At 68.0% G+C, this 18,346-nt stretch carries 18 protein-coding genes and 1 riboswitch; of the genes, 14 read left to right on the forward strand and 4 right to left on the reverse strand.

What is annotated here, in order from left to right; all coding sequences use genetic code 11:
• The first annotated feature begins 778 nt into the window (after nucleotides 1-778).
• The 7 genes from ACV22W_RS22545 to ACV22W_RS22575 all read left to right on the forward strand — a co-directional run bounded on the left by ACV22W_RS22545 (nucleotide 779) and on the right by ACV22W_RS22575 (nucleotide 7,988).
• On the forward strand, nucleotides 779-1,804 hold the full coding sequence (locus ACV22W_RS22545; protein ID WP_448021847.1) for a LacI family DNA-binding transcriptional regulator: 1,026 nt from the start codon (nucleotides 779-781) through the stop codon (nucleotides 1,802-1,804).
• A 64-nt stretch (nucleotides 1,805-1,868) separates the two neighbouring features.
• Complete coding sequence (locus tag ACV22W_RS22550; RefSeq protein ID WP_448021848.1) at nucleotides 1,869-2,897, forward strand: ABC transporter substrate-binding protein; 1,029 nt, start codon at nucleotides 1,869-1,871, stop codon at nucleotides 2,895-2,897.
• 16 nt (nucleotides 2,898-2,913) lie between these two features.
• Nucleotides 2,914-3,738, forward strand: coding sequence for an ABC transporter permease (locus tag ACV22W_RS22555; RefSeq protein ID WP_448021850.1), 825 nt, complete (start codon nucleotides 2,914-2,916; stop codon nucleotides 3,736-3,738).
• Nucleotides 3,739-3,748: 10 nt separating this feature from the next.
• Nucleotides 3,749-4,645: an ABC transporter permease gene (locus ACV22W_RS22560; protein ID WP_448021851.1), complete on the forward strand. Its 897-nt coding sequence runs from the start codon at nucleotides 3,749-3,751 to the stop codon at nucleotides 4,643-4,645.
• A gap of 24 nt (nucleotides 4,646-4,669) precedes the next feature.
• Nucleotides 4,670-5,701, forward strand: a complete 1,032-nt coding sequence (locus ACV22W_RS22565; protein ID WP_059691138.1) for an ABC transporter ATP-binding protein — start codon at nucleotides 4,670-4,672, stop codon at nucleotides 5,699-5,701.
• A 38-nt stretch (nucleotides 5,702-5,739) separates the two neighbouring features.
• The gene (locus ACV22W_RS22570) at nucleotides 5,740-6,564 is read left to right on the forward strand and encodes a phosphodiesterase (protein WP_448021853.1); all 825 of its coding nucleotides are present in this window, start codon (nucleotides 5,740-5,742) and stop codon (nucleotides 6,562-6,564) included.
• Nucleotides 6,565-6,788: 224 nt separating this feature from the next.
• Nucleotides 6,789-7,988 (forward strand): MFS transporter, encoded by a 1,200-nt coding sequence (locus tag ACV22W_RS22575; RefSeq protein WP_448021854.1) that lies wholly within the window; start codon nucleotides 6,789-6,791, stop codon nucleotides 7,986-7,988.
• A 21-nt stretch (nucleotides 7,989-8,009) separates the two neighbouring features.
• Here ACV22W_RS22575 and ACV22W_RS22580 read toward each other — a convergent pair whose 3' ends face one another.
• Entirely contained in the window at nucleotides 8,010-9,191 is a 1,182-nt protein-coding gene (locus tag ACV22W_RS22580) for an EamA family transporter (protein ID WP_448021855.1), read from the reverse strand.
• 495 nt (nucleotides 9,192-9,686) lie between these two features.
• Between ACV22W_RS22580 and ACV22W_RS22585 the strand changes: the two genes are divergently transcribed.
• Complete coding sequence (locus tag ACV22W_RS22585) at nucleotides 9,687-10,040, forward strand: type II toxin-antitoxin system RelE/ParE family toxin (RefSeq protein ID WP_448015597.1); 354 nt, start codon at nucleotides 9,687-9,689, stop codon at nucleotides 10,038-10,040.
• Nucleotides 10,037-10,318: a helix-turn-helix domain-containing protein gene (locus tag ACV22W_RS22590; RefSeq protein WP_448015598.1), complete on the forward strand. Its 282-nt coding sequence runs from the start codon at nucleotides 10,037-10,039 to the stop codon at nucleotides 10,316-10,318. The genes ACV22W_RS22585 and ACV22W_RS22590 overlap by 4 nt, the downstream gene beginning before the upstream one ends.
• 41 nt (nucleotides 10,319-10,359) lie before the next feature.
• On the opposite strand, the gene ACV22W_RS22595 is transcribed toward ACV22W_RS22590, so the two are convergent.
• The 3 genes from ACV22W_RS22595 to ACV22W_RS22605 all read right to left on the reverse strand — a co-directional run bounded on the left by ACV22W_RS22595 (nucleotide 10,360) and on the right by ACV22W_RS22605 (nucleotide 12,150).
• A complete protein-coding gene (locus ACV22W_RS22595) occupies nucleotides 10,360-11,148 on the reverse strand; it encodes a molybdopterin-dependent oxidoreductase (protein ID WP_448021857.1) in 789 nt (262 codons plus the stop codon).
• Between the two features lie 29 nt (nucleotides 11,149-11,177).
• Entirely contained in the window at nucleotides 11,178-11,810 is a 633-nt protein-coding gene (locus ACV22W_RS22600) for a cytochrome b/b6 domain-containing protein (protein WP_448021859.1), read from the reverse strand.
• 88 nt (nucleotides 11,811-11,898) lie between these two features.
• Nucleotides 11,899-12,150, reverse strand: a complete 252-nt coding sequence (locus tag ACV22W_RS22605) for a pentapeptide MXKDX repeat protein (protein ID WP_448021860.1) — start codon at nucleotides 12,148-12,150, stop codon at nucleotides 11,899-11,901.
• A gap of 270 nt (nucleotides 12,151-12,420) precedes the next feature.
• Nucleotides 12,421-12,537: riboswitch (TPP riboswitch) on the forward strand.
• 124 nt (nucleotides 12,538-12,661) lie between these two features.
• Here ACV22W_RS22605 and thiC point away from each other — a divergent pair.
• The 5 genes from thiC to ACV22W_RS22630 all read left to right on the forward strand — a co-directional run bounded on the left by thiC (nucleotide 12,662) and on the right by ACV22W_RS22630 (nucleotide 18,307).
• A complete protein-coding gene (thiC, locus tag ACV22W_RS22610; RefSeq protein WP_448021861.1) occupies nucleotides 12,662-14,593 on the forward strand; it encodes a phosphomethylpyrimidine synthase ThiC in 1,932 nt (643 codons plus the stop codon).
• Nucleotides 14,594-14,850: 257 nt separating this feature from the next.
• Nucleotides 14,851-15,066, forward strand: coding sequence for a glycine zipper 2TM domain-containing protein (locus ACV22W_RS22615; RefSeq protein WP_448021862.1), 216 nt, complete (start codon nucleotides 14,851-14,853; stop codon nucleotides 15,064-15,066).
• A 209-nt stretch (nucleotides 15,067-15,275) separates the two neighbouring features.
• Nucleotides 15,276-15,524, forward strand: coding sequence for a hypothetical protein (locus tag ACV22W_RS22620; protein WP_448021864.1), 249 nt, complete (start codon nucleotides 15,276-15,278; stop codon nucleotides 15,522-15,524).
• Between the two features lie 161 nt (nucleotides 15,525-15,685).
• A complete protein-coding gene (locus ACV22W_RS22625) occupies nucleotides 15,686-16,612 on the forward strand; it encodes a DMT family transporter (protein WP_448021865.1) in 927 nt (308 codons plus the stop codon).
• 414 nt (nucleotides 16,613-17,026) lie between these two features.
• Nucleotides 17,027-18,307 carry an EAL domain-containing protein gene (locus ACV22W_RS22630; protein WP_448021867.1) on the forward strand — a complete coding sequence of 427 codons (1,281 nt, stop codon included), beginning with the start codon at nucleotides 17,027-17,029 and terminating at the stop codon, nucleotides 18,305-18,307.
• Nucleotides 18,308-18,346: the final 39 nt, after the last annotated feature.

An 18,346-nucleotide genomic window follows, 5' to 3' on the forward strand; every position in this document is an offset into this window, starting at 1 on the left:
TGCACCCGCATGCCCTCGGACGTGAATCGCATCCGGATCAGGACCTGGAAACAAAAAACCCGCGAGAAACGTGTTTCTCGCGGGTCTTCTGAACTTCATCGAATCGCATCGAAGCGAATTTGGTGCCGGGGACCGGACTTGAACCGGCAAGCCAATCAAGGCGGCGGATTTTCGTCACACTGCTTCTTTCAAAGCCGGCGGCGTCGAAACGAGGCCGTTCGTGCGCTGGACTATGCCTTCGCCGTCGCGCGCGGGCGTGATCGCCGCCCGTGCGCCTTAGGCGCCCCCCGTCTAGTCTCTACACCTTCCTCGCTTCAGCTGTACCGCGAGGCTTGGCTCGGCGTTGCCTCGATGCGCGCATCAGGGGTTTCGCCGAATTTGAAGGGTTCTGCACCGACCGTTTCCGGCCGGGCACTCAATCGTTTAAGTCCGCTATGTTTACCAATTTCATCACCCCGGCAAAAGGGCGGACGCGATTCTACCATTGCTTGCACATGCGCTAGCTGATTCACGCGCATTGCCGCGCGACGCAGCATGTCGGCCCGCACCGTCCGCGCCCCGATTCATGTGCCTTCATCGACATCGACGCGACACCTTCATCGATTTCGTCCCGCGCCGCAGCATCCGCCGATACAATCGAATCCGCCCCGCTCGCCGGGCGCCAAACGTCTGAGGTTTGTATCGTGCTTCTCGCGAAACAAACGGCTCGTACGTCATCGCGAAGTCACAAACGTTTTCGATAATTTCCCCGCCGAAAACGTTTACATCGCATAACTTCATGACCCCGACCATCAAGGACGTCGCCGCGCTCGCCGGCTTCTCGATCGCCACCGTCTCGCGCGCGATCAACGCGCCGCACACCGTCAGCCCCGCCACGCTGGCGACGATCCGCACCGCCATCGACACGCTGCAGTTCCGCCCGAGCCCGCTCGGCCGGCAGTTGCGCGGCGAGCGCACGCGGCTCGTCGGGGTGGTCGTGCCGACGCTGTCGAACCCGGTATTCGCCGACTGCCTGCAGGGCATCGACGAACTCGCGACCGCGGCCGGTTTCAAGCTGATTCTGATGACGACCGAATACGACGCGGCACGCGAGCGCCATGCGATCGAGACGCTGCGCGAGCAGCGCGTCGAAGGGCTGATCCTGACCGTCGCCGATGCGGACACGCATCCGCTGCTCGACATGCTCGACCACGACGGCCCGCATTACGTGCTGATGCACAACGATACGCAACGCCGCCCGTCGGTGTCGGTCGACAACCGCCGCGCCGCCTATGACGGCGTCCGTCTGCTGACCGCGCGCGGCCATCGCCGCGTGCTGATGCTGGCCGGCTCGCTCGCCGCGTCGGATCGCGCACGCCAGCGCCATCTCGGCTACGCGCAGGCGCTCGAGGAAGCCGGCGTCGCGACGCTGCCGCCGGTCGAAGTCGACTTCAACGCGGCCGAGTTGCCCGACGCGGTGCTCGCACACCTCACCGCGCGGGCCACGCGCCCGACCGCCCTCTTCTGCAGCAACGACCTGCTCGCGATGGTCGTCATGCGCGGCCTGCGCCGCGCGGGCTTCTCGATTCCCGACGATCTGTCGGTGCTCGGCTTCGACGGCATCGCGATCGGCGAGCTGCTCGCGCCGCCGCTCGCGAGCGTCGCGACGCCGAACCAGGACATCGGCCGCCATGCATGGCAGCGCCTCGTCGAATGCATCGGCGGCGCGACGATCGAGCGCACGTCGCTGATCCTGCCGCACACGGTGCGCGACGGCGCGACGGTCGCGCCGCCGGCCGCCGACCTTCAGTTGCACCAAGCCTGAACGCGCGCGCCGCGCCAGCGTGCGCGGCGCGGCGACATACCCTTACCCCGCCCGGAGACCCACCGTGTCCTTTCGCCTGACCTCGCTGCTGCGCGTGCTCGCGGCACCCATCGCCTGCGCCGCGCTCGTCGCGTTCGCACCCGCTGCCCACGCCGACGAAACCGCGATCTGCTACAACTGCCCGCCCGAATGGGCCGACTGGGCCGCGCAGATCGCGGCGATCAAGCAGAAGACCGGCATCCGCGTGCCGTTCGACAACAAGAACTCGGGCCAGGCGATCGCGCAGCTGATCGCCGAGCAGAAGAGCCCGGTCGCCGATGTCGTCTATCTCGGCGTATCGTCGGCATTCCAGGCGAAGGACAAGGACGTGATCGCGCCGTACAAACCCGCGCACTGGAACGACATCCCCGCGAACCTGAAGGACCCGCAGGGTTACTGGTTCGCGATCCACTCGGGCACGCTCGGCTTCTTCGTGAACAAGGACGCGCTCGACGGCAAGCCGGTCCCGCGTTCGTGGGCCGACCTGCTGAAGCCCGAATACAAGGGCATGGTCGGCTACCTCGATCCGTCGAGCGCGTTCGTCGGCTATGCGGGAGCGGTCGCCGTCAACCAGGCGCTCGGCGGCAGCCTCGACAACTTCAAGCCGGCGCTCGACTGGTTCCGCAAGCTGAAGGCGAACGCGCCGATCGTGCCGAAGCAGACCGCGTATGCGCGCGTGCTGTCCGGCGAGATTCCGATCCTGCTCGACTACGACTTCGACGCGTATCGCGCGAAGTACAAGGATCACGCGAACGTCGAGTTCGTGATTCCGAAGGAAGGCACGATCGCCGTGCCGTACGTGATGAGCCTCGTCAAGGGCGCGCCGCACGACGCGAACGGCAGGAAGGTGCTCGACTTCGTGCTGTCCGACGAAGGCCAGAAGCTGTGGGCCAACGCATATCTGCGTCCGGTGCGCGCGCAGACGCTCAGCGCCGACGTCGCCGCGAAGTTCCTGCCGGCGAGCGAATACGCACGGGCGAAATCGGTCGACTTCGGCAAGATGGCGGCCGGTCAGCAAGCGTTCGGCCAACAATACCTGCAAGTGATGCAGTAAGCGCCGGACTCAAGCCATGCTCGACCTGACTTTCCCGCTGCGCTGGCGCGTCGCGCTCGTCGCGCCGGCGCTCGCGGTGTTCGCCGCGTTCTGGCTGCTGCCGATGGCGGCACTCGTGCGGGTGTCCGCCGACGGCGCCTTCCTCACGCAGTACGGGACGCTGCTCGGCAACGCGCGTTACATGAAGAGCCTCGGCGAAACGGTCGCGTTGTCGGCCGGCGTCACGCTCGCGACGCTCGCGCTGTCGACGATCTCGGGCCTGCTGCTCGCGCGCCGCGAATTCGCCGGCAAGCGCGCGCTGCTCGCGCTGCTCACCTTTCCGCTCGCATTCCCGGGCGTCGTGGTCGGCTTCATGGTGATCATGCTCGCCGGCCGGCAAGGGCTGATCGGGATGCTGTCGGCGAAGCTGACCGGCGACAAGTGGGTGTTCGCGTATTCGGTCGCCGGGCTGTTCGTCGGCTACCTGTACTTCTCGATTCCGCGCGTGATCGTCACGGTGATCGCGGCCGCGTCGAAGCTCGACGCGTCGCTCGAGGAAGCCGCGCGCTCGCTCGGCGCGTCGCCGTGGCGCATCTTCGTCGACATCGTGCTGCCGGCGCTCGCGCCGGGCCTGATCGCGGCCGGCGCAATCTGCTTCGCGACCGCGATGGGTGCGTTCGGCACCGCCTTCACGCTCGCCACCGACCTGAACGTGCTGCCGATGACGATCTACACCGAGTTCACGCTGAACGCGAACATCGCGACGGCGGCAGGCCTGTCGATCGTGCTCGGCATCGTCACCTGGGCCGTGCTCGCGCTCGCGCGCCGATTCACCGGCCACACCGCCGCCGCCGCGGCCTGAGGATTTCTTCATGCAATCGCTTTCCGGTTCATCCGCGCCGTCGCCGGCGCCCGCCCCGTCGCATGCGAACGGCGCCGCACGCCGTGCGCCGCGCGTGTCGGGCGCGCGTGCGATCGCCGCGCTGCAATGGGGCGTGACGCTGCTGCTGTGCGCGTTCCTGATCGTGCCCGTCGTGATGTCGGTGCTCGCGGGCCTCACCGTCAACTATTTCCGCGGGCTGTCGAGCGGCCTCACGCTGCGCTGGCTCGAACAGGTGTGGCAGCAATACCAGGGCTCGGTCGCGCTGTCGCTCGGCGTCGCGTTCGCGACGCTCGCGATCGTGCTCGTCGTCGGCGTGCCGGCCGGCTACGCGCTCGCGCGCAGCAAGAACCGTGTCGCCCGCGTGATCGAGGAGGCGCTCGTGCTGCCGGTCGCGCTGCCGGGCCTCGCGTCGGCGCTCGCGCTGCTGGTCGTGTACGGCGGCTTCACCGCGTTCCGGATGAGCCTGTGGTTCATCGTCGTCGGCCACGTCGTGTTCACGCTGCCGTTCATGGTGCGCGCGGTCGCGGCCGTCGCCGCCGGCGCCGACCTGCGCACGATCGAGGAAGGCGCGGCGAGCCTCGGCGCGTCGTTCGTCACGCGCTTCGTCACGATCGTGCTGCCGAACCTGCGTCCCGGCATCGTCGCCGGCGCGCTCGCGGTGCTCACGCTGTCGATCGGCGAATTCAACCTGACGTGGATGCTGCATACGCCCGATACGAAAACCCTGCCCGTCGGGCTCGCCGACACCTATGCATCGCTGCGCCTCGAAGTCGGCAGCGCGTACACGATCGTGTTCCTGCTGATGACGCTGCCGCTTCTCGTCACGATGCAGTGGCTCGGCGTCGATCCGTCCGGCACGCGCGCGCCGAAGCGTCGCCCGCGCTGATCCTGCGTTGACTTTCCCGCTCCCATGAAACTCGATTCCACTCCCATCACCCTGACCCGCTGCGCGAAGACGTTCCGCGGCACGCGCGTGCTCGAACCGCTCGATCTCTCGATCGGCGCGGGCGAGACGCTCGTGCTGCTCGGCCCGTCGGGCTGCGGCAAGACGACGACGCTGCGCCTGATCGCCGGCCTCGACACGCCGGACGCCGGCGGCACGATCCGGTTCGGCGGCGACGACGTGACCGCGCTGCCGATCGAGCGCCGCCAGGTCGGCATGGTGTTCCAGAACTACGCGCTGTTCCCGAATCTGACGGTGCGCGGCAACGTCGGCTACGGACTGAAGATCCGCAAGACGGAGCCGCGCGCACTGCGCGAACGCGTCGACGAATTGCTCGCGATGATGCGGCTCGACGCGCATGCGGACAAACCGGTCGATCAGCTGTCGGGCGGCCAGCGCCAGCGTGTCGCGCTGGCGCGCGCGCTCGCGGTACGCCCGCGCGTGCTGCTGCTCGACGAGCCGCTGACCGCGCTCGACGCGAAGCTGCGCGACGTGCTGCGCCGCGAGATGAACGCGCTGCTGCGCGAACTCGGCGTGACGACCGTGTACGTCACGCACGACCAGGCCGAGGCGATGGAGCTCGGCGACCGGATCGTCGTGATGGGCGCGGGCCGCATCGAGCAGATCGGCACGCCGCGCGACATCTATTACCGGCCGGCCAACCGCACGGTCGCGCAGTTCATCGGCACGCTGAACCGGCTTGCGGGACAATGGCGCGACGGCGCGCTCGTGACGACCGGTGGCTCGATCGTCACGCCGCACGCTGCCGACGAGTGGTTCTTCCGCCCGGAGGATGCGCAGCTCGCCGATCCCGCGCATGCGCCGCTGCGCGGCGCGATCGGCGCGTGCGCGTTCCTCGGCGAGCGCACGCGGCTCACGATCGAGCAGGCGGCGCCCGACGCACTCGTGATCGACGTGCCGGGCCGCATCGAGCTCGCGCGCGGCACGGCGGTCGGCCTCACGATCGCGGCGGAAGGCCTGATCGCACTCGCCGCGTAACTCCGCCCCACGATAACCAGACATTCCGAGGAACGACGATGCTGCTTGCTCAGATCAGCGATCTCCACATCAAGCGTCCGGGCCAGCTCGCGTACCGGCGGGTCGACACCGCCGTCGCGCTCGCGCGCTGCATCGCGAAGCTGAACGCGCTGGTGCCGCGCCCCGACGCGGTGCTCGTCACGGGCGACCTGACCGACTTCGGTCACGACGACGAATACCGCCATCTGCGCGACCTGCTCGCGCCGCTCGAGATTCCGTATTACCTGATGGTCGGCAATCACGACGATCGCGCGGGGTTGCGCCGCGCGTTCGCGGATCGTCCCGAATTGCAGGACGGCGAATTCGTGCAGTACGCGCTCGACGTCGGCGCCGTGCGCGTGCTCGCGCTCGATTCGCAGGTGCCCGGCGCGAGCCCCGGCGACCTGTGCGACACGCGGCTCGCGTGGCTCGCCGCGCAGCTCGACGCCGCACGCGACCGGCCGGTGATCGTCGCGCTACACCATCCGCCATTCGCCTCCGGGATCGGACACATGGACGCGCTGCGCCTCGCCCCCGCCGCCGCCGCGAAACTCGATGCGCTGCTGCGCGGCCATCCGAACGTGGAACGCTTGCTGTGCGGCCACGTGCACCGGACGATGTTCACGCGCTTCGGCGGCACGCTTGCGTCGGCCGTGCCGGCGCCCGCGCACCAGGTCGCGTTCGACCTGCGCGCGGACGCGCCGTCCGCGTTCCGGCTCGAGCCGCCCGCATTCGCGGTGCACGCTTATACGCCGGAAGCGGGAATGATGTCCCATCACGTGTACGTGGACGAAGGCGACGGGCCTTACCCGTTCTATGAGCCGAGCGGCGAACTGGTCGACTGAAGGCGCGCGTCGCTCGCAATGACGGGCAGCCGCAGGTGGTCGCGGCCCGTGGCGGCCGATAGCGATCAGTTGCGCCCCTGTCACGTCGCCCGGTCTCCCGGCGGCACGGCCGGCAGGATTCACCGTGCTCCGGTATGATCGGCACCCTCGATCGGCGCCCGGCCGCCTGCGCAGCCGGCGCCGTGCCGCGCGCCCACGCCGCCCAACTCCGTTCCGTTGCCGCCATGTCCGCCGCCTCCACCGACCGTCCGACCGACGCCGCCTCGCCCCACTACTCGCGCAGCCTGCTGTTGCTGCTCGCGACGATCGCGGGCGTGTCGGTCGCGAACATCTATTACAACCAGCCGCTGCTCGACAGCTTCCGCTCGGCCTTTCCCGACGGCGCGTCGTGGATCGGCGCGGTGCCGACCGCGACGCAGCTCGGCTATGCGGCCGGCATGTTCCTGCTCGCGCCGCTCGGCGACCGTTTCGATCGCCGCGGGTTGATCCTGATGCAGATCGCGGGCCTGTCGATCGCGCTGATCGTGGCCGCGATCGCGCCATCGCTGGCGGTGCTCGCCGGCGCGAGCCTCGCGATCGGCGTGCTCGCGACGATCGCGCAGCAGGCCGTGCCGTTCGCGGCCGAAATCGCGCCGCCGGCCGAGCGGGGGCATGCGGTCGGCACCGTGATGAGCGGCCTGCTGCTCGGCATCCTGCTGGCGCGCACGGCAGCCGGCTTCGTCGCCGAATATTTCGGCTGGCGGGCGGTGTTCGGTGCATCGGTCGCGGCACTCGTCGCGCTGGCCGCGGTGATCGTGCTGCGACTGCCGCGCAGTTCGCCGACGTCGACGTTGTCGTACGGCAAGCTGCTCGGCTCGATGTGGCACCTCGCGGTCGAACTGCGCGGGCTGCGCGAGGCATCGCTGACCGGCGCCGCGCTGTTCGCCGCGTTCAGCGCGTTCTGGCCGGTGCTCACGCTGCTGCTCGCCGGCGCGCCGTTCCACCTCGGCCCGCAGGCCGCAGGTCTCTTCGGGATCGTCGGCGCGGCGGGTGCGCTGGCCGCGCCATACGCGGGCCGTTTCGCGGACAAGCGCGGTCCGCGCGCGATCATCTCGCTCGCGATCGCATTGCTCGCGGCGTCGTTCGTGATTTTCGCGCTGTCGGGGAGGAACCTCGTCGGGCTCGTGATCGGTGTAATCGTGCTGGATGTCGGCGTGCAGGCCGCGCAGATCTCGAACCAGTCGCGCATCTATGCGCTGAAGCCCGAGGCGCGCAGCCGCGTGAACACCGTGTACATGGTGTGCTACTTCATCGGCGGTGCGCTCGGCTCGTCGGCCGGCGTCGCCGCGTGGCGCGCGTTCGGCTGGACCGGCATGTGCGTGGCCGGCCTGCTGTTTGCCGCGCTCGCCGGCTGGTCCCACCATCGCGGCGCACGGCGCGGCTGAACGCCGCCGCGCGCGCCGGCGTCACGCGTCGGCGCGGGACGCGGCCGGTTCGTCGGCCGGCGGAACCGTGAATGCCGGCGCGGGATCCATGACCGCGGCCGGGTCCACGACGGCGCCCGGTGCCGGCACCGCGAGCGGTACCGCGGACGGCGCGAGAATCGGCGCCGGGTCCGGCATCGCGGCCTGATCCGGCACGGTCCCCGCCTCCGCCGGCGGTTCGGCGGCCGCGGTTGCCGCGACCGATGAAGCGTCGGCCGCCGCGCGCGCCGCGGGCCGGCGCGCGGGGTCGAACACGAACGACAGCCCGACGCTGCCGAGGATCGCGACCGTCGCGATCACGGTCGCCGTCGTCACGGGCTCGCCGAGCATCAGCGCGCCGAGCGCGACCGCGACGATCGGGTTCACGTACATGCAGCTGCTCGCGATGATCGGGCTCGTATGGCGAATCAGGTAGCCGTACGCGACGTACGCGGCCATCGTGCAGAACACCATCAGGTACACGAACGCGAACACCGGGCCGACCGCGATCTGCTCGATGCGCTCGCCCATCAGCCACGCGGCGATCGTGGACATCAACCCGCCCAGGCCGATCTGCAGCGACGTCGACAGGAACAGGTCCGACGGCAGCTTGAGCCGCGTCGCGAGATGCGCGCCCCCCGCCCAGAACAACGCGCCGGCAAGCACGCAGATCGTGCCGAGCGCCGAGTTCGCGGCGCCCGCGCCGCCCGAATTCAGCACGACGATGCCGACCATCCCGAGCGCGACGGCCGCCCACTCGCCCTTCGTCACCGGACGCCCGGCGACCGCCGCGATCACGGTCGCGAACAGCGGCACCGTCGCGACCATCACCGCGGCCGAGCCGCTGCTGACCGTGCGCATCCCGAGCGCGATCGTGCCGGACGACAGCGCGACCAGCATCGTGCCGACGATCGCCGAGTTGCGGATTTCCAGCAGCGTCGGCCATTCGGGCTTGCGACGCAGCGCGAAGATGAACAGGCCGATCCCGCCGAGCAGGTTGCGCAGCCCCGACAACAGCAGCGGGGGGAACGACTGCAGCGCGAAATGCAGGCCGCTGTAGGTCGAACCCCAGACGAAATAGATGAATACCAGGGCCAGTGCGACACGGCCGCCACGGCTTTGCGGCAGGCGGATCCGGATCGGCAGGCGGGCGAGGAAATCGAAGAGGCGGTCGAGCGGTGTCATCGTTCAGCCCGCCCGCACGACGTGTTGCGTGCTCCGCTGAAAGACACCGGCGATGCCGGCAAACGGCCCTGACGGGACCAGGAAGGCGGAGACGAACGTGCGGAACGACATGGCAGTGCGAACGGCGACGAATAAGAACCGGCAAGCGGCGGCAGAGGGTCAGGAAAACGTGCGCAGACCGCTTCAGTCGCGCACGCTCGGCATTATGGCATCACGGATTCGAAAGCATCATCGGACCTGTCTGAAAGGATGTCGACTGACGTTTCGGCGCGACATTTTTCGGCATCCGGACGAACCGAATCCGGGGCCGGAAACGCGCTGCACGGGCGTCGCGGACATCGCCCGACGCCCTTCCCCGCCCATCGCGATCGATCCATCTGCCTGACGGCCAGTCATGCGTCGCGGGTGTTGCTTCGCGCTTATCGTGACGGTCAGCCTGCCGATCCGGGCGCCGACATTTTGTCCGTTCAATCCGCACACCATCCATACAAAATTTTGTATAATTCCACCATCCTTCCGACAAAGCCGGTCGTCTTCGTCGGCAGCGCGCTGGATGCGCTTCGCGGCTTTCCGCTGGCGGCGCGCCGCGAAGCCGGCCACCAGATCGACCAGGTGCAGCGCGGCCTGACGCCCGACGACTGGAAGCCGATGCGCACCATCGGTGTCGGCGTGCGGGAAATCCGCCTGCGCGATGCGAGCGGCGCATTCCGGATCATCTATGTCGCGACCTTCGCGGACGCGATCTACGTGCTGCACTGCTTCCGCAAGCAATCGGCACGCACCTGCAAGGCCGACGTCGAACTGGCCGCCCGGCGCTATCGCGCATTGACGATCGAGAGGAAACGATGAGCAACGAACGCTATACGAATGTCTGGGACGCCATCGAGAGCCAGCCGGCCGAGGCCGAGAACATGAAGCTGCGCTCCGAGCTGATGATCGCGCTCAAGCAGCGCATCGCGCAGCTCGAACTCAGCCAGGCCCAGGCCGCGAAACAGCTTGGCGTCACGCAGCCGCGCGTGTCCGATCTGCTGCGCGGCAAGATCAACCTGTTCGGGCTCGACGCGCTCGTGAACATGGCGGCGGCGGTCGGCCTGCGCGTCGATCTGCAAGTGCGCGAATCCGCGTGACGCACCCGTGAAGCACGGCGGGCGCGGCCGCGCCCCGCCGCTCACGATCCGCCGAACCAGTTGTAGCCCTGATCGACCCAGTAGCCGCCCGGGTAGGTATCGGTCACGAAGATTTCCATGATGTGCTTCGGATTCTTGTAGCCGAGCTTGGTCGGCATCCGCAGCTTCATCGGAAAGCCGAATTCGGGCGGCAGGCGACGGCCGTCGTAGTCGAATGCGAGCAGCGTCTGCGGATGCAGCGCGGTCGGCATGTCGATGCTTTCGTAGTAATCGTCCGCGCACTTGAAACCGACGTATTTCGCGTGCGTATCGGCGCCGACGCGTGCCAGAAACGCGCCGAACGGCGTGCCGCCCCAGCGGCCGATCGCGCTCCACCCTTCCACGCAGATGTGCCGCGTGATCTGCTCCGCGTGCGGCAGCGCATACAGCTCGTCGAGCGTCCACACGCGCTTGCCCGTCACGCGGCCCGACAGCACGAGCCGGTAGGTCGCTGCGTCGACGTGCGGCACCTCGTCGATGCCGTAATACGCGTTGAACGGGAACGGCCGCGTGATGTCGGCCTCGGTATAGGTCGGCGCAAGCCGCTCGCCGCTGAACAGCCAGGCCTGCACGCGATCGTTCATGCGCGACACCTTCTCGAGGAACGCGTTGACCGATGCGTCGTCCTGCAGCGTGCAGCCGGTCAGCATCGTCAGGCCGCCGAGCGTCAGCACGCGCCGGTTGAAGAGGCGCCGCGACGGCATTTCGAGTTCGCGGCGCACGTCGAGCTCGAGCGACTTGCGGTCGAGCGTCCAGCCCGGCCGCCCGCGATTGTTTCCGGATTCCGACATGATGAGTTCCTTCGCTCGCGGCGTGCGGGTCAGCGGCCGCGCAGCATCGCGAGCAGCGAGCGCGGCACCAGCAGCGCCATCGCGACGTGTACGACGAAAAACGCGACGAGCAGCGACATCGCCCAGAAGTGCACGACGCGCGCATCGTCGTAACCGCCGAACAGCGCGCGCAGCAGCGGAAACTGCACGGACTTCCAGATCGTGAGCCCCGACAGCACCAGCACGATCAGATCGACGATCGCCGTCAGGTACGCGGCACGCTGCACCGCGTTGTAGACGCTCAGGTCGTCGTGCGACAACCGGCCGCCCAGCGCCGCGCGCACGTCGCGCCATATCGACGCCGGCGTGACCGGCAGCATCTTTTGCGCGAGGCGGCCCGTCGCGATCGACATCGCGAGGTAGAACAGCCCGTTGCCGACCAGCAGCCACATCGCCGCGAAATGCCATTGGAGCGCGCCGCCCAGCCAGCCGCCGAGCGTGATGCCGTGCGTGAACGTGAACGGCGGATAGATCGGCGACGCATCGTAGATGCGCCAGCCGGACAGTGCCATCAGGATCGCCGCGAGCGCGTTGAGCCAGTGGCTCACGCGTACCCACAACGGATGAATCTTGCGCGCGGGCGGCGTGGCAGCCGTGCGCCCGGCAGCGGGAACGGTTTGCATGATGAAGACTCCCGGAACGTAGCGGCGGTGCGCGATGCGCGGGCGGCCTCGTGTACCGCATGCGCCGGCCGCGCCCCGCCCGCGTCGGTCAGTTCGACGGCGCCATCTTGTCGCCCGACATCGACTTGCCCATCGCGTCGTGCGACATCGCGTCCTTCTTCATCGCGTGCTTCTTCATGGCGCCCTTCTTCATCGCGCCGTCCTTCGCCATCGCGTCGTGGCCCATCGCATCCTTCGACATCGACGTGCCCTCCTTCGACATCGCGTCGTTCTGCGCATACGCGCCCGTTGCGGCCATGGCGAAACCGGCGACACAGGCTGCGATCAGTACTTTTTTCATGACATCTCTCCGAAACATGGGTTTGAGGAGCCGAATAGACGGAGGACGTCGCGGGATATGACAGTCGTTTCGAGATTTTTTTTTCAGGGACCGCCGAAACCGCTGCAATGCTGCGCCGCGCCGTCACTGTCAGCCAGGCCGCAGGGCCGTGCGGCGGTGTCATGCATCGCGGCTTGCGTGGCGGGCGCACCGCCCGCATTGCTGCAACTGCACCGCGACCACCGGTCCGCCACCGGTTGAAACCGCCGCGAAGCCAGTGTATTGTGTGCGCTGCTAACGCGGGGGTCCTGCAATGCGTTCGGTCAAACAACCGGCATTGCGGGTGAGAAATACCCTTTGAACCTGATCTGGATAATGCCAGCGCAGGGAAGCGTACGGATTTCGCCGCCATCCTTCTGACGAAATCCGCCGCCTCACCAAGCCTCGTCTCCTGCTTAGCTCGAGCCCCACATTCGTCAAGGGCTCCGGGCAAGCGCCGTGGCGCCTGTCCGGCGCTCACACAGGAGATTGCATGAACGCCAATCCGAAGTTTCTGTCCGCGGACGCCCACGTCGACGCCGCCGCCGTCGCCCCGCTGCCCAATTCGCGAAAGGTTTATGTAACCGGCTCGCAGCCCGACATCCGCGTGCCGATGCGTGAAATCACGCAGGCCGACACCCCGACCGGCTTCGGCGGCGAAAAGAACCCGCCGATCTACGTGTACGACACGTCGGGCCCGTACACCGATCCGGACGCGAAGATCGACATCCGCGCCGGCCTGCCGGCACTGCGCCAGCGCTGGATCGAGGCGCGCGGCGACACCGAGGTGCTCGACGGCCTGTCGAGCCGGTACGGCCTCGAGCGCGCGGCCGACCCGGCCACCGCCGACCTGCGTTTCCCGGGCCTGCACCGCAACCCGCGCCGCGCGCAAGCCGGCAAGAACGTCACGCAGATGCACTACGCGCGCCAGGGCATCATCACGCCGGAAATGGAATACATCGCGATCCGCGAGAACCAGCGCCGCGCCGAGTACATCGAAAGCCTCAAGTCGAGCGGCCCGAACGGCGCGAAGCTCGCCGCGATGATGGGCCGCCAGCACCCGGGCCAGGCGTTCGGCGCCGCGGCCTTCGGCGCGAACCCACTCGCCGAGATCACCCCCGAGTTCGTGCGCGAGGAAGTCGCGCGCGGCCGCGCGATCATCCCCGCGAACATCAACCACCCGGAATCCGAGCCGATGATCATCGGCCGCAACTTCCTCGTGAAGATCAACGCGAACATCGGCAACTCGGCCGTCACGTCGTCGATCGGCGAGGAAGTCGACAAGATGACGTGGGCGATCCGCTGGGGCGGCGACACGGTGATGGACCTGTCGACCGGCAAGCACATCCATGAAACGCGCGAGTGGATCATCCGCAACAGCCCGGTGCCGATCGGCACGGTGCCGATCTACCAGGCGCTCGAAAAGGTCAACGGCAAGGCCGAGGACCTGACCTGGGAAATCTTCCGCGACACGCTGATCGAACAGGCCGAGCAAGGCGTCGACTACTTCACGATCCACGCGGGCGTGCGCCTGCAGTACGTGCCGCTCACCGCGAACCGGATGACGGGCATCGTGTCGCGCGGCGGCTCGATCATGGCCAAGTGGTGCCTCGCGCATCACAAGGAAAGCTTCCTGTACGAACACTTCGAAGAGATCTGCGAGATCATGAAGGCGTACGACGTGAGCTTCTCGCTCGGCGACGGCCTGCGTCCCGGCTCGATCTACGACGCGAACGACGAAGCGCAGCTCGGTGAACTGAAGACGCTCGGCGAGCTCACGCAAATCGCGTGGAAGCACGACGTGCAGGTGATGATCGAAGGCCCCGGCCACGTGCCGATGCAGTTGATCAAGGAAAACATGGATCTCCAGCTCGACTGGTGCAAGGAAGCGCCGTTCTACACGCTCGGGCCGCTGACCACCGACATCGCACCGGGCTACGACCACATCACGTCGGGCATCGGCGCCGCGATGATCGGCTGGTTCGGCACCGCGATGCTGTGCTACGTGACGCCGAAGGAGCACCTCGGGCTGCCGAACAAGGACGACGTGAAGGAAGGGATCATCACGTACAAGCTCGCCGCGCACGCGGCCGACCTGGCCAAGGGTCACCCCGGCGCGCAGGTGCGCGACAACGCGCTGTCGAAGGCGCGTTTCGAGTTCCGCTGGGAAGACCAGTTCAACATCGGCCTCGATCCGGACAAGGCGCGCGAATTCCACGACGAGACGCTGCCGAAGGATTCGGCGAAGGTCGCGCACTTCTGCTCGATGTGCGGCCCGCACTTCTGCTCGATGAAGATCACGCAGGACGTGCGCGAATTCGCGGCACAGCAGGGCGTGTCGGAAACCGAGGCGCTGAAGAAGGGGATGGAGGTCAAGGCAGTCGAGTTCGTGAAGACGGGCGCCGAGATCTATCACCGTCAGTAAGTCGGCAAGCGAACGCGGCGGTCCGCACGGACCGCTTCGCTTCCTCAAGCACGGCAGAAAGCCCGCTTTCGAGCGGGTTTTTTTGCATTCGCGCGCATGCCGTGTGCCTGCCGGCGCAAGCGAAACAATTGATTACGAAACCGCTCGAGCCTTAACAAGTCCTTACAGCAGCTCCACGGAGCGACGCGTAGATTGGATTCATGCGCGGCCGTCAGGCGGCCGCGCGACCTCCGTTCACTACCACAAGGACAGCGATCATGAACCATTCGATTCGGCGTTTTGGGGTATGCGCGCTGCTCGTCGCGACGGTGGCCAGCCTTTCGGCCTGCGATTCGATGACGCGGCGCCAGCGTGATACCGCGATCGGTGCGGGTGTCGGCGGCGTCGCCGGCGCGGCGATCGGCGGCAGCGCGCTGTCGACGCTGGGCGGCGCGGCGGCCGGCGGCATCATCGGCAACCAGGTCGGCAAATAAGCCGGCCGGCTTACCCGGCTGCCGCGCGACGCGCGGCAAGTTCCGGCCTGACGGCGTTTCCGCACCGCGGAAGCGCCGTTTTTCATATGCGGCGCCGCAACACGCCGCAGGGGCCCGGAAATGATCCGTTACCGTTTAGCGCACCTTGTCATCGCCGCGCGGCCTAAGCTTAAGCATCTGCCGATTGCCGGCTCCGCCGGAGAGACATCATGAACAGGACCCTCGTCGCCGCGGCGCTCGCGTGCACGACGCTCGCCGGCTGTTACTACCCTTACGGCTACTATCCGTCCGGCTATTACGCGGCGGCGCCGGTACAGCCGGCACCCGTCTATGTTGATCCGGGCCCCGCGTACTACTATCCGGCCCCCGCCTATGCCCCGGCCTGGGGCGGCTACTGGGGCCCCGCGGTATCGCTCAATTTCGGCTTCGGCGGACGCGGCGGCTGGCACCATCATTGAGCGACCGCGCGTGCCGTCCGGCCGCTGCGCGTCGGGGCGAGCGGATTTCCCGGTTCTTGCCGGTTCTTGCCGGTTCTTGTCATTTCATCCGATCGTGAAACGACGGCACGGGAACGCGGTGTAAGATCCTTCGCATCCCGTCCCCTCGCCCGCCACGCTCGATGTCGCCCAAGAACGCCTTTCTGCTGACCGTCCTCGCTGCCCTGTGGGGCGCGTCGTTCCTGTTTATCCGGATCGGCGTCGCCGACTTCGGTGTCGCGCCGCTGATGGCGCTGCGCGTGGGCATCGGCGCGCTGTTTCTCGCGGGCTTCGCGCTGACGCGCTTCAGGCCCGCCGAGCTCGGCGCGCAGCTGCGCCGTCGCGCGTGGCCGTTGTTCGTCGTTGGCGCGCTGAACTCGGGCATCCCGTTCTGCCTGTTCGCGTTCGCCGAACTGACGCTGTCGGCCGGCGTGACGTCGGTGATCAACGCGACGACGCCGCTGTGGGGCGCGCTCGTCGCCTATCTGTGGCTGAAGGACAAGCTGTCGCTGCCGCGCGCGATCGGCCTCGTGATCGGCTTTGCCGGCGTCCTCACGCTCGTGTGGGATCAGATCGCGAACGCGCGCGGCGGCACCGGCGCCAACGCGACCGCGCTCGCCGCCGCCGCCGCGCTCGGCGCGACGCTGCTGTACGGCATCGCGGCCAACTACACGAAGCGCACGCTCAGCGGCGTCGATCCGCTCGTCAACGCGACCGGCAGCATGATCGGCTCGACCGTGCTGCTGGCGCCGTTCGCGATCGCGACCTGGCCCGCCGCGGCCGTCAGCGCGCATGCGTGGGGCGCCGTGCTCGCGCTCGGCATCGCCTGCACGGGCATCGCGTATTTCATCTTCTTCCATCTGATCGCGCACATCGGCCCGGCCCGCGCGATTACCGTGACGTTCGTGATCCCGGTGTTCGGCCTGCTGTGGGGCGCGCTGTTCCTCAGCGAACACGTATCGCTCGTGATGATCGAAGGTTGCGCGATCGTGCTCGTCGGCACCGCGCTCGCCACCGGCGTGATCAAGCGGATTCCCGGGCTGCGCCCGCGCGGCGGCGAAGCGGCCTAAGTGGCGGGCGGGGCGGGCGCTCCGCCGGTGCGGAATGCGAGTGCCGCGCGTCGACCGGTGCGCGACGGCGCATGTCGAGTTTCGACTCACGCCGATGCAGCCGCCCGGCTTTGCCGCTCCCCCGCATTCGTGGCACGCGATGCACGCGGCATACATGGCGCTGTCGCCGCATACGCGGCCGGCGACCCTTGGATGTCGCGCTCCCGGGCGGACAGCCCCTTCCAGCTGTCGGTGTAGCGTTTGCGTCTGGAGTTTCCCTGATACGCGCGCCGCACCATTCCCGTTACACTCGGATCACTCATCCGCGGAAGGCGGTTACGATGCACCACGTTCTTTCGCGTCCACCTGCGCGTGCGACGGCTTCTGCGTGGCGCGCACGATACCGCCCCCCGATCTCCCCAGGGCACCATTGACATGAAGCCCTCCCGCGACCTCTCGCTCGACTCCCTGCTCGAACGCCTCACGCCGACGCCCAGCGGCTGGATCGCCACGTATCGGGAAACGACGCTGCGCAGCGTGTTTCAACCTGTGCTGTCGATCACGCACAAGCGCGTGGTCGGCTATGAAGCGCTGCTGCGCGTCGTGGACGAAAACGGCACGCTCGTTTCGCCGGTCGCGCTGTTCGACCGGACGCGTGCCGCTGCCGACGCATTGCTGCTTGACCGCCTCGCCCGCTGCCTGCATACGGCGAACTTCGTCGCGCAAGGCATCGGCGACGGCTGGCTGTTCCTGAACGTGACGCCGCGCGTGCTCGATTCGGGCCTCGTGCAGCGCGAATTCGTCGAGGCGCTGTGCCGTCATTTCGCGCTGCCGCCGAACCGCATCGTGCTGGAAGTCGTCGAGCAGCCGTCGCGCGATGAAGCCGCGCTCGCCCGCACGATCGACATGATCCAGCACCGGGACTTCCTGATCGCGATCGACGATTTCGGCACCGGGTTCTCCAATTTCGACCGCGTGTGGCGCGCACGGCCCGATATCGTCAAGCTCGATCGATCGCTCGTCGAACGCGCGAACGCGTCGGCCGACGATCGCCGCATCATGCATCACCTGGTATCGATGCTCCACCAGGCTGGCGCGATGGTGCTCGCAGAGGGCGTCGAAAGCGACGACGCGCTGCAGACGCTGATGGAGGCCGATATCGATTTCGTCCAGGGTTTCCAGTTCGGCCAGCCCGATGCATCGATCGCGCACGCGAGCGCCGCTGCGCCCGCGATGCTCGACGCCGCGTGGCAACGCTACATCGCCCACCGGCATACGCCGGCGATCGCCGAGCAGCCGGGCTTCGACGCGATCGAGCGGCTCGTGCTCGCCGGCGCGGCCGCGTTTTCCGCGAGCGGCAGCCTGCAGGACGCCGCGCAGCGCGTATTCGTGGTGCCGGCCGCACGCCGGGTGTTCGTCACGGACGAGATCGGCGAACAGTTCCTGCCGTCGATCGGCGCGCGTCCCGAAGACGGGCAGACCAGCGGCACGCGGCTCTCGCCGCTGTTCCCGGAGACGCACAGCAACTGGTCGCGGCGCCCGTACTTCCAGCGCGCGATCGCCGCGCCCGGGCGCGTCGCGCTCATGGGCCCGCACTTCTCGCTGACCGAAGGCCGCGATTGCTACACGGCAGCCGTCGCGATTCGCGCGCAAAACCGTCTCGTCGTGTTCTGCGTCGACTTCGTGCTCGACAGCGCGGGCACCGTGATGCGGTAGCGCATACGGCGGCACGACGACGCCCGCCATGCAGGCCGG

The sequence above is a fragment of the Burkholderia sp. AW49-1 genome (genome assembly GCF_053427845.1).

What these genes read in the sequence shown, in the direction of transcription:
- thiC (WP_448021861.1), top strand. Translation starts at nt 12,662, where the DNA reads ATGAACGCCAATCCGAAGTTTCTGTCCGCGGACGCCCACGTCGACGCC.
- ACV22W_RS22630 (WP_448021867.1), top strand. Translation starts at nt 17,027, where the DNA reads ATGAAGCCCTCCCGCGACCTCTCGCTCGACTCCCTGCTCGAACGCCTC.
- ACV22W_RS22570 (WP_448021853.1), top strand. Translation starts at nt 5,740, where the DNA reads ATGCTGCTTGCTCAGATCAGCGATCTCCACATCAAGCGTCCGGGCCAG.
- ACV22W_RS22625 (WP_448021865.1), top strand. Translation starts at nt 15,686, where the DNA reads ATGTCGCCCAAGAACGCCTTTCTGCTGACCGTCCTCGCTGCCCTGTGG.
- ACV22W_RS22560 (WP_448021851.1), top strand. Translation starts at nt 3,749, where the DNA reads ATGCAATCGCTTTCCGGTTCATCCGCGCCGTCGCCGGCGCCCGCCCCG.
- ACV22W_RS22575 (WP_448021854.1), top strand. Translation starts at nt 6,789, where the DNA reads ATGTCCGCCGCCTCCACCGACCGTCCGACCGACGCCGCCTCGCCCCAC.
- ACV22W_RS22615 (WP_448021862.1), top strand. Translation starts at nt 14,851, where the DNA reads ATGAACCATTCGATTCGGCGTTTTGGGGTATGCGCGCTGCTCGTCGCG.
- ACV22W_RS22565 (WP_059691138.1), top strand. Translation starts at nt 4,670, where the DNA reads ATGAAACTCGATTCCACTCCCATCACCCTGACCCGCTGCGCGAAGACG.
- ACV22W_RS22620 (WP_448021864.1), top strand. Translation starts at nt 15,276, where the DNA reads ATGAACAGGACCCTCGTCGCCGCGGCGCTCGCGTGCACGACGCTCGCC.
- ACV22W_RS22595 (WP_448021857.1), bottom strand. Translation starts at nt 11,148, where the DNA reads ATGTCGGAATCCGGAAACAATCGCGGGCGGCCGGGCTGGACGCTCGAC.
- ACV22W_RS22590 (WP_448015598.1), top strand. Translation starts at nt 10,037, where the DNA reads ATGAGCAACGAACGCTATACGAATGTCTGGGACGCCATCGAGAGCCAG.
- ACV22W_RS22600 (WP_448021859.1), bottom strand. Translation starts at nt 11,810, where the DNA reads ATGCAAACCGTTCCCGCTGCCGGGCGCACGGCTGCCACGCCGCCCGCG.
- ACV22W_RS22555 (WP_448021850.1), top strand. Translation starts at nt 2,914, where the DNA reads ATGCTCGACCTGACTTTCCCGCTGCGCTGGCGCGTCGCGCTCGTCGCG.
- ACV22W_RS22580 (WP_448021855.1), bottom strand. Translation starts at nt 9,191, where the DNA reads ATGACACCGCTCGACCGCCTCTTCGATTTCCTCGCCCGCCTGCCGATC.
- ACV22W_RS22605 (WP_448021860.1), bottom strand. Translation starts at nt 12,150, where the DNA reads ATGAAAAAAGTACTGATCGCAGCCTGTGTCGCCGGTTTCGCCATGGCC.
- ACV22W_RS22545 (WP_448021847.1), top strand. Translation starts at nt 779, where the DNA reads ATGACCCCGACCATCAAGGACGTCGCCGCGCTCGCCGGCTTCTCGATC.